Source organism: Vagococcus sp., from assembly GCF_052102835.1.
Taxonomy (GTDB): Bacteria; Bacillota; Bacilli; order Lactobacillales; family Vagococcaceae; genus Vagococcus.
The window spans coordinates 334,967-351,677 of sequence record NZ_JBQEIL010000001.1; the positions used below are offsets into that span (position 1 = coordinate 334,967).

General features: G+C 36.0%; 12 protein-coding genes. All 12 read right to left on the reverse strand.

Annotation, left to right across the window (positions count from 1 at the left end; all coding sequences use genetic code 11):
* Positions 1-113 precede the first annotated feature (113 nt).
* Positions 114-2,069 (reverse strand): PTS fructose transporter subunit IIABC, encoded by a 1,956-nt coding sequence (locus tag ACTJFD_RS01560; protein WP_442259277.1) that lies wholly within the window; start codon positions 2,067-2,069, stop codon positions 114-116.
* 25 nt (positions 2,070-2,094) lie between these two features.
* Positions 2,095-3,009 carry a 1-phosphofructokinase gene (gene pfkB / locus ACTJFD_RS01565; RefSeq protein WP_442259278.1) on the reverse strand — a complete coding sequence of 305 codons (915 nt, stop codon included), beginning with the start codon at positions 3,007-3,009 and terminating at the stop codon, positions 2,095-2,097.
* Positions 3,010-3,783 carry a DeoR/GlpR family DNA-binding transcription regulator gene (locus ACTJFD_RS01570; protein WP_442259279.1) on the reverse strand — a complete coding sequence of 258 codons (774 nt, stop codon included), beginning with the start codon at positions 3,781-3,783 and terminating at the stop codon, positions 3,010-3,012.
* 249 nt (positions 3,784-4,032) lie between these two features.
* On the reverse strand, positions 4,033-5,448 hold the full coding sequence (gene ftsY / locus ACTJFD_RS01575; protein WP_442259280.1) for a signal recognition particle-docking protein FtsY: 1,416 nt from the start codon (positions 5,446-5,448) through the stop codon (positions 4,033-4,035).
* A gap of 15 nt (positions 5,449-5,463) precedes the next feature.
* The gene (locus ACTJFD_RS01580; RefSeq protein ID WP_442259281.1) at positions 5,464-6,285 is read right to left on the reverse strand and encodes a Cof-type HAD-IIB family hydrolase; all 822 of its coding nucleotides are present in this window, start codon (positions 6,283-6,285) and stop codon (positions 5,464-5,466) included.
* 18 nt (positions 6,286-6,303) lie between these two features.
* Positions 6,304-9,867 carry a chromosome segregation protein SMC gene (gene smc / locus ACTJFD_RS01585; protein WP_442259282.1) on the reverse strand — a complete coding sequence of 1,188 codons (3,564 nt, stop codon included), beginning with the start codon at positions 9,865-9,867 and terminating at the stop codon, positions 6,304-6,306.
* A 5-nt stretch (positions 9,868-9,872) separates the two neighbouring features.
* Positions 9,873-10,595 (reverse strand): ribonuclease III, encoded by a 723-nt coding sequence (gene rnc / locus ACTJFD_RS01590; protein WP_442259283.1) that lies wholly within the window; start codon positions 10,593-10,595, stop codon positions 9,873-9,875.
* 117 nt (positions 10,596-10,712) lie between these two features.
* The gene (locus ACTJFD_RS01595; protein ID WP_442259284.1) at positions 10,713-12,500 is read right to left on the reverse strand and encodes an oligopeptide ABC transporter substrate-binding protein; all 1,788 of its coding nucleotides are present in this window, start codon (positions 12,498-12,500) and stop codon (positions 10,713-10,715) included.
* A 25-nt stretch (positions 12,501-12,525) separates the two neighbouring features.
* Positions 12,526-13,425 carry an ABC transporter permease gene (locus tag ACTJFD_RS01600; RefSeq protein ID WP_442259285.1) on the reverse strand — a complete coding sequence of 300 codons (900 nt, stop codon included), beginning with the start codon at positions 13,423-13,425 and terminating at the stop codon, positions 12,526-12,528.
* Between the two features lie 31 nt (positions 13,426-13,456).
* Positions 13,457-14,419, reverse strand: a complete 963-nt coding sequence (gene opp4B, locus ACTJFD_RS01605; RefSeq protein WP_442259286.1) for an oligopeptide ABC transporter permease — start codon at positions 14,417-14,419, stop codon at positions 13,457-13,459.
* Between the two features lie 2 nt (positions 14,420-14,421).
* Entirely contained in the window at positions 14,422-15,369 is a 948-nt protein-coding gene (locus tag ACTJFD_RS01610) for an ATP-binding cassette domain-containing protein (protein ID WP_442259287.1), read from the reverse strand.
* Positions 15,370-16,374, reverse strand: a complete 1,005-nt coding sequence (locus tag ACTJFD_RS01615) for an ABC transporter ATP-binding protein (protein WP_442259288.1) — start codon at positions 16,372-16,374, stop codon at positions 15,370-15,372.
* Positions 16,375-16,711: the final 337 nt, after the last annotated feature.

Sequence of the window (16,711 nt, forward strand, 5' to 3'; positions counted from 1 at the left end):
AAAAACTTCATGCTTCATTATAGCATTGACCGAAAGCAATCTCTATTTTCCTGTTTCAATATACAAAAAAACTATGAGTTGCTAAATCGCACAAATCATAGTTTCCTATTTTTTTATTTTTCATTTTCCACCGGTGTTTTTTTTAACATACCAAGTACCAACGCACTCACAACTGAGCCCAAAATAATAAACAATAGATAAAGCAATGGTCGACTAACTAGCATAATTACAAATATGCCCCCATGTGGTGCCATTAGTTTAATCCCTAAGGCTCCAACAAGTCCACCTGTTAATGCAGAACCAACTACAAAGCTCGGTATCATACGTAGTGGATCGGATGCAGCAAATGGAATTGCCCCTTCCGTAATAAATGAGAACCCCATAATCAAGTTAGTTAAACCTGCTTCTCGTTCTTTTTTGGTAAATTTATTTTTATATAAGAATGTCGCAATAGCAATTGCTAATGGCGGAACCATCCCACCTGCCATGACGGAAGCCATGACAACACTTCCTCCTGTCGCAACTGTGGCTGCTAACGTCCCTGTTCCAAAAACATACGCTGTTTTATTAATCGGTCCCCCTAAGTCAACTGACATCATGCCCCCTAATAAAGCCCCTAAAAGGGCCGCATTTGCACCCGATAAATTATTTAAAAAGTTATTTAAGCCACTGTTAATAGCTCCCATTGGAATATTAACTAACAACATTAAAAAGCCAGTAATCAATAAACCAAAAACAGGATAGAAAAGAATGGTTTTGATACCATCTAATGATTTAGGTAAGTTTTTAAAGATTTTTCTTAAGAATAAAATAACGTAACCTGCTAAGAAACCACCTACTAAAGCGCCTAAGAAACCAGAAGACACGCTATCTTCTAAGTGACCAAAGGCTAATCCACTGGAAGCCATTGCTCCTGCTGCAAATCCGACAATTAAGCCCGGTCGATCAGCAATACTTGAGGCAATAAATCCTGCTAGTACAGGTAACATAAATTCAAAAGCCGTTCCACCAATTGCTTTAAAATAAGCGGCAGCTGGGTGATAACTTCCTAAGTTTACTAACTCGGCTTTGGGAACTCCTAACCACTGGTCAATCAGAAAGGCCAACGCAATGGCAATCCCGCCACCAATAACAAAAGGCAACATGTGGCTGACACCATTCATCAAATGTTTATAAATTTGAGACCCAACATTTCCAGAAGCACTGGTCTCTTCTTCATCCGTCATTTTTCCTGTACTGTGATAAATTGGAGCGTTACCTTCTTTAGCTAAATTAATTAATTCTTCTGCTTTTTTGATGCCATCACTGACGGGACGATTAATTAAAGGCTTTCCATCAAAACGAGCCATCTCAACCATTTTGTCTGCAGCGATAATTACACCATCTGCTCGAGCAATATCCTCTGCTGTTAATCGATGCTTGATACCTTCTGAACCATTTGTTTCAACCTTAATAGCCACACCCATTTCTTTTGCCTTGTTTTTCAAGGCATCCTCAGCCATATAAGTATGAGCAATCCCCGTTGGACAAGCCGTTACCGCTATCACAAAAGGAACTTCTGTTTCTTCAAGTTCGACTTCTTTAGCTTGATCTAGAGCCTCCTGTTTCTCATAAGCCTGCTCAGCTTCATCAAATAATTGAATCACGTTCTCTGCTGTTTCTGCTGTTTTTAAGGCTGCAATTAAATCTGGATTTAATAATAAACGGGATAAACTTGCTAAAGCTTGTAAATGCGTATCGTTTGCCCCTTCTGGAGCAGCAATCATGAAAAATAAAAAGGTTGGCTGACCATCAAGCGCTTCGTATTCAACACCCGTTGAACTCTTAGCAAAAAGAACGGTTGGTTTTACGACGGCAGCATTTTTAGCATGAGGCATCGCAATTCCATCACCTAACCCAGTTGTTGTTTGAGCTTCACGAGCGAGTATTCCCTCTTCAAATTGTCCTATATTATTTATTCGGCCTGAATCATATAATTTTTGTACCATCTCAGTGATTGCTTCTTTTTTTTCTGTTGCTTCTAGCTCTAAAATCATTGCTTTGGGATCTAATAAATCAATAATTTTCATTTTTGAGTTCCTCCTTTGACTTCAACTATTTTACTTGTTCAATAATGACTTGTTCGACTAATGATTGAATCTCTTCACCACTTGCCAAATCTTCACTAAAAGCTGTCGCACTTCCCGCTGCAACACCATATTTAAAAGCTTCTAAAGGATCTTGTGTTTCTTTTAATTGTGAGATAAATCCTGCGACCATCGAATCTCCAGAGCCAACAGAGTTTTTCAATTGACCTTTTAGTCCTGGTGCACGATAAACACCAGTCTTATTGAAAAGAGCCGCACCTTCTTTTCCCATCGAAATTAAAACATTTTTAGCCCCTAATGCAACCAATTTTTCTCCATATGGAATCATTTCTTTAAAAGATGAAAAAGTAGTTGAAAAAATTTCAGCTAATTCGTGATGATTTGGTTTAATTAAAAGAGGTTGATCTGCTAAAACATCTAAAAGTGACTGGCTACTGATATCTATTGCAAAGGGAACTTTTGCTGGCTTAATAGTCGCAATCAGTTCCTGATAAATCGTTGCTGGTAAACCTTTAGGCACACTTCCTGAAAAAACAACCATATCAGTCGATGTTAATATTTCTAATTGTTTTTTTAAGGCTAGTAATTCATTAGGTTGAATGGTTGGTCCTTGCCCATTAATTTCAGTTTCGACTTGGCTTTTTAGCTTAATATTAATCCGTGTCGCTTCCCCAACTGAAATAAAATCAGTTTTTAAATCAAGCGCTGCTAAATTATTGTTTATAAACTCACCTGTAAAACCACCGATAAAGCCTAAATTAACCGAAGGGGTTCCCAAATTTTTTAATATTCGAGAAACATTAATCCCTTTTCCACCTGGAAATTGATATTCTGCTTCTGTTTTATTTAATTGATCTTCTTGAAAATTTGAAACAAAAACAACATAATCAACTGCTGGATTTAAAGTCACTGTATAAATCATCTAATTAACCTCCTTAATAATCGTTTGATCCTCTAATTCCTTTTTAAACTGTGTTTCAAATTTATCTGTAATTATCGTCGCAGCCTCAATTGCTGCAATTTTTGAAAAATTTACTTTATCAAACTTTTCAAAATCAGCTAACATATAAACTGTTTGGGCTTGATTCATTGCTTCTCTTTTAGTGATTGCTTCGTAAGAATCAACCGTTGTGTAACCATACTTTGGATGAATACCATTTGTTCCCATGAATGCTTTGTCAAAATAATATTGTTTGATTTGTTCCACACTAGAGTGACTCACCGTTGCCTTTGTCTTTTCTCTGATTTCACCACCAATAATAATGGTGGTTAGGCCAAGATTAATACTCTTAACCGCATGCTCAACTGAATTCGTAACAATATAACATTTTTTTCCTTGTAAGAAAGAAAGCATTTCAAAAGTTGTCGTTCCAGCATCAAGATAAATATAGTCACCTTCTTTTACTAAAGAAGCGGCATAAGTGGCAATCCGTTTTTTTTCTGCTATATTTTTACTTGCTTTTTCAATCATCGTTGGCTCAGCTTCGAGTTTAATAATTCGACGAGCGCCCCCATGAACCCGCTGAAGCAAACTGTCTTCTTCCATTTCTTGTAAATCACGACGTATGGTAGATTCTGAAACATTCATAAGTTGAATGAGTTCTCTATTTTTAACAATTTCTTTCTCTCTTAACAAATCTAGAATAATCTTTTGACGTTCTTCTGTTAACATGGTCATCCCCCTCTTATTACTCATTATACAATCATCCCTCTCTAAAAATCAATCAAAAACACTCAAAAATAAAACATAACATTCAAAAACAGTCAACAGGAGATAAAAAGAGACCGTTTCGAAAAGATCAAAACAAAAAAACGTGAAACCAATTTGTCAAAACATTGATTTCACGGTCATTTAATTTTATTAATTAAGTAATTAAATTCAAAAAATTACTTCTTAGTTAGCCTCTTCGATTTCATATTCACATTCTACCCTAAAAAACGATTTTTATTCATAATTTTCAATAACATCCTTAAAGAGACCATAAACAAATTGATCTGGATCAAAGGGATGTAAATCATTTATTCCCTCACCCATTCCAACTAATTTAACAGGTAGTTTTAACTCATGACGAATGGCTAAGACAATTCCCCCCTTAGCCGTTCCATCTAATTTCGATAAAACGATTCCCGTTACATCGGTTGTTTCTTTAAATTGTTTGGCTTGAATTAAAGCATTTTGACCTGTCGTTGCATCAACCACTAATAAAACTTCGTGTGGTGCTGATGGGTACTCACGTTCAATCACACGCTTCATTTTTTCTAATTCTTTCATCAAATTAACTTTATTTTGAAGTCGTCCGGCCGTGTCCACTAAAAGAACATCATATCCTTCTTTTTTAGTTTTTTCCACTGCATCATAAACAACAGCTGCCGGATCACTGCCCGCTGCATGACAGACCACTTCAACACCAGCACGTTCTCCCCAAACAACTAACTGATCAATTGCTCCTGCTCTAAACGTATCTGCGGCTGCTAATAATACTTTTTTCCCAGCTTGGCGATATTGATGAGCCATCTTACCAATACTCGTTGTTTTCCCTACACCATTAACCCCAACAAAAAGAATAATCGTTGGTCCGTCGGCTTGTAGGTTAATTTCATTATTTTCATTTTCTCCGTCAGCATCATATCTTTCAACTAACTTTTCAACAATAGTGCGTTCAATATCCTTTGCTTTTTTCACATTACGTAATTTAACTTCTTCTTGTAATTCATCAGAAATTGACATCGCCATATCAAAACCCACATCTGAACTAATTAAAGCTTCTTCTAGTTCTTCAAAGAATTCATCATCGACCATACGAAAATTAGAAAATAATTCATTCATGAATTGTCCAAATGTTCGACGAGATTTTGCTAATCCTTTATCGTATTTTTCTGTTGTTGTTTCAATGACCTCTTCCTTAACTTCAACAGGAATAACTTCTACTATTTCTTCTGTCGCCTCAACCTCAAGTGGTGTCAATTCTTCTTTTGGCTTTTCAACCACCTCAACCTTTAGAGGTGAAACTTCTTCGACTGGAGTCCCTGGTTCTTCCAATGGTTCTTTGATTTCTTCGACCTCAAGCGGAGCTACTTCCTCCAACGGTTCTTTGATTTCTTCAACCTCAAGCGGAGCTACTTCCTCCAATGGTTCTTTGATTTCTTCGACCTCAAGCGGAGCTACTTCCTCCAATGGTTCTTTAATTTCTTCAACCTCAGGTGTCCTAGGCTCTTCTTTTGGTATTTCTATCTGTTCTGGGACCGCTGGTTCTTCAGGTTGCTTGGGTAATTGGTCTTCTGTCTTCTGATCTTTTTTCAGTTCTTCTTCAGCTGTCTTATTACCAAAAACTGCTTTTTTTATCTTATCAAAAATACCCATGTGTTCATCTCCTCCCTAATCATTAATATTTAAAACAAATTTCTCAATCGCATAAGCAACGCCATCTTCTTCATTTGCTTTAGTTACAAATTGAGCCTTCTTCTTTAGCTCAGTATTTCCATTTTCCATAACAACACCAAGACCTGCGTACTCAATCATGGAACGGTCATTTTCTTCATCTCCGATAGCCATCACTTCTTTTTGATTAATCCCTAAATAGTTAGCTAACTTTTGAATCCCATTAGCCTTACTAACCTCTAAGTGAAGAATCTCTAACAAGCAAGTTCTTGATTTCATCAGATTAAATTTCTCAAAAAAAACATCTGGTATTTTAGCAATTTGTTGATCCAGGTAATTCGCTTCAATTCCTACTACCATTTTATTATACACGATATCCTGAGGTAATTCTGACAATTCTACCGTTTGATAACTTAACAAAGGATTAAGTGATTCATAAATAGAAGCATGAGCAGGACTAGAAGTCTTCAGATGATAGCAAGTCTCATTAGAAATCACATCCAACGGTAAATCTAGCGTCGTCATCAGGTCATGCATTTCTACAACCTGTTCACGAGTTAATTCAATGGCTAATAATTCATCTTTCGTTTGATTGGCTTGAACAGCGCCTCCATTAAAAGTAATACTATAATCGCCTTCATCTCTTAAACCAATTTCATCTAGTATCGATTGTATCGCTAACAATGGACGACCTGTACAAATGACAATTTTTACCCCTTTTTCTTTTGCTTGGCGTAAAACGTCGATATTTTTCTTAGATAAGGTTTTGTCATTTTTCAACAAGGTACCATCTAAATCAATCGCAATTAATTTAATCATTCTCTTGTTCTCCCTCAATTAATTAGTTTTTTCAACAAAATCATCTAAACGAACAGAAACCATCTTAGAGACTCCTGACTCTTGCATTGTTACCCCGTATAACCGATCTGCTGCTTCCATAGTCCCCTTCCGATGGGTAATCACGATAAACTGTCGCTCCTCACCAAAATTCTTCAAGTAAGCACCAAAACGAGTCACATTAGCATCGTCTAAAGCCGCTTCAACCTCATCTAAAATACAAAATGGAACAGGACGTGCTTGAATGATTGCAAATAATAAAGCAATCGCTGTTAAAGCTCGTTCGCCCCCAGAAAGTAAACTAAGTTGTTGTAATTTTTTACCTGGAGGTTGAGCAATAATCTCAATACCCGTATTAAGTAAATCACTCGGATCCGTTAATTCTAAATCTGCGTAGCCTCCACCAAACATATCCGGGAAAACGTGACGAAATTCCTCTCGAATATCACAAAAAACATCATGGAATTTCTCAATTACAAGAGCATCCATTTCATCCATCGTCGTAAATAGTTCTTCTTTCGCTGTCAATAAATCATCACGCTGCGCTTTCAAGAAATCATATCTTTCAGCTACTTCACTATATTGAGCGATTGCTTGAGTATTGACTGCCCCTAATTGGCTAATTTCATCTTTCAACGCCTGAATTTTTTGCTTAGACTCATCAAATGACGCGTCTAACGAATAGGTAACGGCTGCTGCTTCATACGTCAGTTGGTATTCGGTTTTTAAATAGTCTAACGAATGATCCAACGATACACTTGCCCGATTCTTCATTACTTCCATTGATGTTTTATTATCAATCAGAAATTGCAATTCCCGGTTTTTTTCAAGCAACTGCTGGTCACATTGCTTAACCTGTGCATACCGTTCTTCTCGGTTTTCTTTTAACACCAAGAGTTTTTCTTTGATACGAGCTAATTCATTTCGTTCGGTCATCATTTTATCAATAATCTCTTTCGCATAGGTATGCGTCATTGACTGTTGATCGTTAACACTGGTCACTTGTTCCGTCAAACGTTCATACTGTGCTTGCGCATCTTTTAAGCGTATTTCTGTTTCAGAAATACGTCCTTGTAAGTGTTGTTGTTGTTCATTGACCACCGCTAACTGTGCTTGTTTTTCTGATTTTTCAACTTGTAACAACTCTTTACGCTTTTGATTTGTTTCTTCTAAATTACCTGTTTGGCTCATCAATTCATCTAAATCAACCCGACGTTTTGTTAATTCTGATAGTGCTTCTTCGAGCTGTTCTTTTTCTTCGGTATAATTCTCTAAAAAGCGTTGGAGTTCTTTTTTCTCATACTCAAAAGCTTGACGCTCTTTCGACTGTTGATTTAAAACGACAGTTAATTGTTCTAAACGATTGGATACTGTTTGTAGCTGTAAACGTAGTTGCTCGCCATGAGAACGATCAGTTTCTAACTTTTCTTTTAACTGCATACTTTCAGCTTTAAGTTTAGCAACTGCTTGTTCTTTCGTTTGATACAAACGTTGCATCTGAGCAATCTGTTGAACTAATTCTTTTAATTCACTTGCCTGTGAAAAAAGATTAGACCCTGTCCCACGTTTATTCGCCCCACCAGTCATGGAGCCACCAGGATTCATAATATCTCCCTGTAAAGATACGACACGATACTGATAATTAATCTGTTTTGCTAATTGATTCGCTGTTTTCAAATCTTTGGCTAACAACGTTAGGCCTAGAAGATTCGTTACCACTTGAGAATAACGAGTGTCATATGTGATTAAATCACTTGCAACTCCTAAGAAACCTTCTTCATTTTCTACTTTCGCTAGAGTTGCAGCTGCGACTTTACGACCTTTAATAACCGTCAAAGGTAAGAAAGTCGCACGGCCGGCCCTTTTTTGTGTCAAATATGTAATCGCCGAACGAGCAGTTGTTTCATTTTCAACAATAATCGATTGTGCTGCCCCACCTAAAGCTATTTCAATGGCTGTACTTAAATCTTTAGGAACGGCGATCACTTCAGCAACAGCACCTACGATGCCTTCAAATTGCTCGCGTGCTTTTAAAATTGCACGAACTCCTTGATAAAAATGAGCGTAATTCTCTTGAACTTCTTTTAAACTTTTCTCACGAGCTTGCGCTTGTTGCAAAATTTTTAAAGCCTCATACATTTGTCGTTCCGTTATTTGAGCTTGTTGCTCCACTTCCTGCATCAAATGTTGATTTTTTTGATAAACAACTAATAATTCTTCCAGCTCTAACGATAACTGTTCTTGTTCTTTCACTAGTTTCGTTTGTTCCTTTGCACTCGTTTCTTCTAAACTAACAATCGCATCTAGCTGTTGAACGTCTTTTTGATTACGTGCTAATTCTTGCTCATATTGACGATTTAAATAGCGTAAATCATTGTTGATATTTGATTGCTGTTGCATGACTTCAACATAGTCACTTCTCAAGTCATCCATTTGCTCTTTAACAGAACGACTAACTTTTGATAATTCAAATTCTAATTGAGCCAAGCGTTTTTCTAACGCTTTAATCATCGTCAATTTTTCATGCTGTTCATGACGGCTTTCTTTTATCTCTCCAGTTAATTGAGCAATCGTCTCTTCTAATCGGAATAACGTTTCTTCATGTTGCTCTTTTGTTGCACTCGAATGTTTTTGACGTTCATCATATACCTTTTTTTGACCTTCTAATTGTTCATAATCTGTCGTTAAGGCAAGCAATCGCGTTTGCTCTTCATCAACTTGTTCATTCAACTGCTCTCTTTTTTCCTTTAATTGTTTCGCCTCTAGTTCAAGACATTCCGCTTCGTTTTGGAGTTTTGTTATTTCTTGATTCACTTTAAATAACGATGTGTTCTGCTCTTCCCAAACACTCTTAAACCGTTTAATTTCTTCTACGGTTACCCCTACATCAACCGTGGTTAACTGCTCTTTTAAATTAAGATATTTTTGCGCGACGTCACTTTGTGCTTTTAAAGGAGTTAATTGGCCCTCTAACTCTAAAATAATATCTTGCAGACGATTTAAATTATCTTCTGTTTCAAATAAACGACGTTCGGCTTCTTTCTTTTTCGTCTTATATTTTAAAACACCTGCGGCTTCTTCAAAAATACCACGACGCTCTTCAGGCTTGCTATTAAAAATCGACTCTACTTTTCCTTGAGAAATAATCGAAAACGATTCTTTCCCCAAACCAGAATCCATAAATAATTGAATAATATCTTTCAAGCGACAAGCCGATTGATTAATAAAAAAATCACTATCTCCTGAACGAGATAACCGTCTTTTGATACTCACTTCATTAAAATCAATTGGTAAAAATTGATCCTCATTATCCAAAACCATTGTTACCTCTGCAATATTTAAGGGTGAACGTGAAGAAGAGCCAGCAAAAATCACGTCTGGCATCTTTCCTCCACGTAAATTTTTAGCTGACTGCTCTCCTAAAACCCAACGAATGGCTTCAATAATATTACTTTTCCCACTACCATTTGGACCAACGACAGCCGTCAATCCCTGATTAAATTCAATTACTGTCCGATCAGCAAAAGACTTAAACCCTGCAATTTCTATGCGTTTTAAATACACGAAATTTAAGTCTCCTTTCTATCTACAACCTTCTTTTTTTGATTTAAATTTACCAAAGCAACTTGTGCTGCTTTTTGTTCTGCATTTTTTTTAGATTTACCAGAACCCGTTCCTAAAACTTGTTGATCCGCACTCACTTCAACATAAAAAATACGCTCATGAGCGGGACCTTCTTCTTTCACTAACTCATAAGAAATGACAATATCACCATTTTTTTGGAGCACTTCTTGCAAAGCTGTTTTGTGATCCATCTCATGTGAAAAAGCACCTGCTTCAATTTTTGGAATAATCACTTGATTAATAAACGCACGGGCAGCATTTGCCCCTTGGTCTAAATACAATGCCCCTAAAAAAGATTCAAATAGGTCACAGAGTAATGATGAACGGGAGCGACCGTTTGAATTTTCTTCACCTTTTCCTAAGCGAATAAATTGATCAAAACCACATTCCTTAGCAAAACTTGCCAGACTATCTTCACAGACAATTGTTGCTCTAAGTTTTGTTAATTTTCCTTCAGGTAGGTTTGTATTATGTTGATACAGATATTCTGAAACAATCAACTCTAACACTGCGTCGCCTAAAAATTCTAAACGTTCATTATCTGATAATTCCAAATGTCGATGCTCATTCACATAGGATGAATGGGTAAAAGCTTGTTTTAAAAGGTCGATATTTTTAAAGACAATTTGATATTTTTCTTTTATTAATTGTTGTAGTTCATGAGTCACTTGCTCTCATCCTTTCATTCAAACGAACTCTCTTTATTATACTTTGTTTTCCACTGATTTAAAACAAAAACTATCAATTTGAGTAGAGTCACCCAAATTGATAGCTTAATTTAAGACTTATTTTCTTGAATCTGCAGATACACCAATTTCTGCCCAAGGGTTAGTTGCTGTATCATACGCCCAATCAAATCCTGTGACACGGTCACTAATCGGACGAACTTCATTTCTGTAAAGTGTTGGAACTGCAAAAGCTTCTTCTTTAGCATATTCTTGCCATTCTTTGAATGCTTTTGTACGATAATCTGCATCAAATGATTCTTTAGAATCGATGTTTTTTAGTAGTTCTGTATTTTTTTCACTCACAAAACGTGTAAAGTTAAAGGGAGCTTTAGGTCCATAAAGTCCAGTTGGTGATGGATTAGAACCTGTAACCCATACCGCTTGGTATACATCTACTTCTGGATCATCATTTTGTAATTTATCATAGAAGGCATTTTGATCAATTAATCGACCCGTTGTTAGTGTTACATTTAAACCAATCTCTTTCCATTGATTCATATAGTATTCTGCTAACGGTTGTGCCGTATCGCCACCTGACATTGAAGCAAATTTAATTTCTAGTTTTTCGCCTTTAGGATCACGACGGAAATCTTCGCCTGATTTTTTCTTATAGCCAGCTTCATCTAATAATTTATTTGCTTTATCTAAATCTTCTGAATAACCTTTAACGTCTTTATCATGGAACTTAGCAAATACTGGTGGAATTAAAGTTGTTCCTTCAGAACGTAAACCATTGTAGAATTTATCAGCCACTGTTTTATTATTTACAGCATATGACATCGCTTGACGCAATGGTTTATTTGCCATTTTTGAATCTGGGTTGTATTCAATTTGATTATCTTTGCCCATTTTACCCATGTGGAAACCAATATAACTATAAGATAATTCTTGACGGCCTAAAATTTCATAGCCTTCAACATCTTTGTAGTTCGGGTAGTTATCTGTTGGCATTGCAATAACCATATCATAATTTTTAGATTTCAAACCTTCTACTACTGATTTATCAGGTGTTACTTTTAAAACTAATTTATCTAATTTTGGTTTTTCACCATAATAATGTTCGTTAGGAACATACTCAACACTCTCACCTTGAGTAATTTTATTCATCTTATAAGGTCCAAATGTCACAATGTTTTTACGAACAGCATCACTTGATTCCATTCCTTTTACCGGAATATCTTTAAAGATATGCGCTGGTACTGCTGAACGCCAGATTTCTTCACCATTTTGAGTCATTCCTGGGTTCATCTCTTTAAACGTAATTTCAACTGTTTTGTCGTCTATTTTTTTAATTCCTGAAATCGAATCCGCTTTGCCTTCATGATACTCGTCCATACCTACGATATTACGGAAGTTTTCACCATAACGAATACCTGCATAATCTTTATTACCAACAATTAAGTATGGTTGAATAATATCATCTGCAACAACCGGTTTACCGTCTGACCATTTTGCATCTTTGATTAAAGTAATCGTAGCTTTTTTACCATCTACGTCTAGATCTTGTTTAGCTACTCCTTTGTCATTCACTTCAAAGTTGTCATCAGCCATAAATAATGATTCATGAGATGGTTCCATAAAACGATTATCATTCTCATCTTCATAGAAAATTTCACTGAATAATCCAGGGAATTGCGTTGACATAACAACAGCTACATCAAGCGTTCCGCCTTCAATTGACTTCTTATCGTTAGAAGCTTTAATTGGAAATTTACTAATGTCTTCTGTTGCTGTCTCCTTGTCGTTGCCACCTTTTTTCCCACTATCTTTGTTGCCACAAGCTGCTAATCCAACTGTTGCAACGGCTCCGAGTGCTACTACACTCATTAGTTTTTTATACTTCATCCTTCAATCAATCCTCCTATTTTTTTTAGCCTAAACGTTGGCGTGCATCTGCCGAACGCTTAAATGCTTGGCCGACATAATTTATACTTAACATCAATACTAAAATAAGAATTGACGCTGGTGCCCAAATCCATAATTTATTAGATAGTACATCACCATTGGATGCATATCCGATTAACGTTCCCAAACTTGGCGTTGTTGGAGGTAAACCAAATCCTAAGTAAGACATGGTTGTCTCAATCCCGATGTTTCCCGCAAAGTTTATTGTTAAGTTAGTGATAATTAAAGAGCTTAGGTTTGGCATTAATTCACCAAACATAATTTTAAAATCACTGGTTCCTAATGTTTTAGAAGCACTAATATAGTCACGACGAACTTCTGATAATGTTTTCCCTCTAAAGAGACGTGCTTTAGCTACCCAATAAAAAGCACTCATGATCATCACAAAGTTAAACACGTTATAGTTAGGAATAATCGTTACAAATACGATAATAATCATCATGATTGGTAAAATCATAATAAAATCGACAATTCGCATAATGGTTGCATCAATGATACCACCATAGTAACCCGTTATAATTCCTAACCCAACACCAATAATCGAGGTAATAATGGTAATTGAAAACCCAATGACAATTGAGTTACGTGCACCGATGATTAACTGACCGAAAACATCTCGACCACCCTCATCTGCTCCCAATAACCAACCATTCCCTGGCGAATTATATTTATCTAAAATACTGACCTTCATCACTGATTCTTTATCTAAAAGCAAAGCAGTAATAAAAATACCTAATAACAACACCACTAATAATATTAATGAAAACATCGCTGCTTTATCTTTTTTAAACTCTCTAGCAATCATCTTAAAACCAGTCGGTGGAATACTAACTACTTCTGGTTGATTTTGTTTTTCTTTACTCATTTATTATTCTCCTTTCTTTTAAGTTTAGGTTTTACTGAATACGAATACGTGGATCAACAATACTCATGACAATGTCTGAGATAAGATTCCCCATAATCGTTACAATCCCTAAAATTAAAACAAGAGCTGTAATAACGGAGTAGTCACGACCATTAATCGCATCGATGAACAATTTACCAATCCCAAGATAAGCAAAGGTTTGTTCAATAACAACAGAACCACTAATCAATGCTGTAATTTCATAACTTAATTGAGCGGCAATTGGTAATGATGCGTTTCTAAAGATATGTCGAGTAAATACTCGATTGGTTGGAACACCTTTAGCACGAGCCGTTCGGACAAAATCAAGCTGTTTTGCATCAATTACTTCATTACGTAAATATTGAACCGTCACAGTTGTCGCAAGAAGTGCTTGTGAAATTGCCGGTAAAATCATGTGATAAAAACGACTGCCGACATAGCCAATGGTCCCTGGTTCTACTGAACTAGAAACTGAACCTGTCGTTGGAAACCATGCTAAACGATAACCAAAAATAAAGAGCATTAACAATGCAAAGATAAAAATTGGAATCGCGAAACTAACAAAGTTATAGATAACCACACTTTTATCAAATAATGAATTTTGATAACGACCTGAGAATAGACCCAGTGGTAGTGCAATCGCATACGTTAAAATAACTGTTAAAATAGATAACCAAATTGTATTACCTACACGTTGTCCAATGATATCCGTTACTGGAAGTTTAAATAAGAAACTTTGTCCAAAATCGCCTTGGAAAGCATTGGTTACCCAACGTACATACTGTTCGTACCATGGATCATTTAAGCCAGCTGCTTGGCGCATTTTCTCAATCGTCTCAGGATCTGTATTTGGATTAATCATACCTGTAAAAGGATCCCCTGGCATCGCTTTCGCTAAAATAAAGATAAATAAACTTAACACTATAATTTGCGGAATCATTAAAAGAACTCGGCGTAATATTGTTTTCCACATAACTATTCTCCTCCTTTTTCATTAGGCTTAATTGCCGCTTGATGAGTCGGACTAATAGTTTGTAGATCATAAACACGACCATTATCATCGTAAAACTGATGATATAATTTTTCAAATTCTTGATCGACCTTACGACGTTCTTCTTTGTGCTTTTCACGATTGTTAACATCAATCTTAGGAATAGCTGACAGTAGACGTTTCGTATAGATATGCTGTGGGTTATTGTAAATATCTTCCCTCGTCCCAATTTCAACAAAGCGGCCTTTATTCATAATCGCTATATTATCACACATGTGTTTAACCACACCTAAATCATGAGAAATAAATAAATAACTCAAATTATATTCTTCTTGAATATGTTTCATAAAGTTTAGGACCTGAGCTTGGACTGATAAATCCAATGCTGAAACTGGCTCATCCGCAATAATTAGTTTTGGACTCGTTGCAACTGCTCGAGCTACACCTAAACGCTGACGCTGTCCCCCCGAAAACTCATGAGGATATTTATACAACGCATCTGTTGGCATGCCAACAATATCGAGTAACCCTTGGACTTTTTTCTTTTCTTCTTGATCCGATAATCGTTCAAAGTTACGAATCGGTTCCGCGATAATATCCAGGACACGTTTTTTAGGATTTAAACTAGACATTGAATCTTGGAAAATCATTTGAACATCTTTATTGTAGCCAATTTGCTTACGAGCTCGACGCTTATTTACATTACGTCCTTCAAAAACAACTTCTCCAGATGTTGCTTTTTCTAAACCAACAATTGTTTTACCAATCGTTGATTTACCTGAACCCGATTCACCTACTAGGCCATATGTTGTTCCTGCTTGAATTTCAAAATTAACACCATCGACTGCATAAACATAGTCTACTACCTTATTGAAGAAACCTCCACGAATAGGATAGTGTACTTTTAAGTCTTTAATTTCTATTAATCCCATTTACGCTTCTCCTTCTTCTCTAAAATGAAAATGCTTATAGCATGTACAACGAACCAAATGACCAGGTGCAACTTCATGTAGTTTTGGATTTTCCTCATGTTGATCTTCAGTAATCCATGGGATCCGTTCTGCAAAACGACAACCTGTTCGTTTCATATTTTTAAGTGAAGGAACAACCCCCTCAATAACATGTAGCTCTGAATCATGCGCATCTTCCTGTGGAATAGAGTTAAGCAATGAACGCGTGTAAGGATGTTGAGGATTATTGAATAATTCTTCAACCGTTGCTTCTTCGACGATTTGTCCACCATACATAACTGCCACTCGGTCTGCTGTTTCTGCAACCACACCTAAATCATGGGTGATTAGAATAATCCCTGCTTCTGTTTCTTTTTGTAACTCATTCAACAAATCTAATATCTGTGCTTGAATAGTCACATCTAAAGCCGTTGTCGGCTCATCTGCAATAATGATGGGCGGTTTACAAGAAATCGCAATTGCAATGATGACACGTTGACGCATTCCTCCTGATAACTCATGAGGAAACTGTTTAGCTACCCGTTCTGGGTTAACAATTCCAACTTGATCCAATAGATCAACTGCTCGTTTGTTTCGCTCTGATTCAGACATTTCTGTGTGATAAAAGAGGGCTTCGGCAATTTGATCTCCTATTTTCATCAGTGGATTTAACGCTGACAATGGATCTTGGAAAATCATCCCGATATCATTTCCTCGTATTTTATTGTAAAGCGTTTCAGATAAGCCTACTAAATTTAAATCATTGTAAATAATATCTCCAGTGATTTTAGTGTTAATTGGATCTTGTAACCCCATGATTGTCATGGCCAAGGTACTTTTACCACAGCCCGATTCACCAACAATCGCCAATATTTCATTTTTATCTAAAGTAATAGACACATCATCGACCGCATCGTAATAATTATCTTTAATACGAAAACCTGTGTGGAGGTCTCTTACTTCTAGCAATTTTTTGTCATCAAACAATCGAATTCTCCTTTCTTTTCTAATCCCATACTGATTTATTTTTTATTTTTTACAGACACTTCATATTTTTTTTATATTCATCATTCAATATATCTATAATATATCTTATAATTATATTAGAAAAATTAGAATTACGCAATAGTTGACCCACTATTAAAATGAATTTAGCATGATAATTATTTGTTATTTCACATTGAAATTCCATTAACGTTTTTTAAACCTCCACTTAAAACAACAGATAACCCTAATGTACCAACGTTACGCTCTGACTCTATCTTTTTTATCATTTTTCACTAAATGTATAAATAAAAAAACAGCATTATTAGAATGCTCTCAT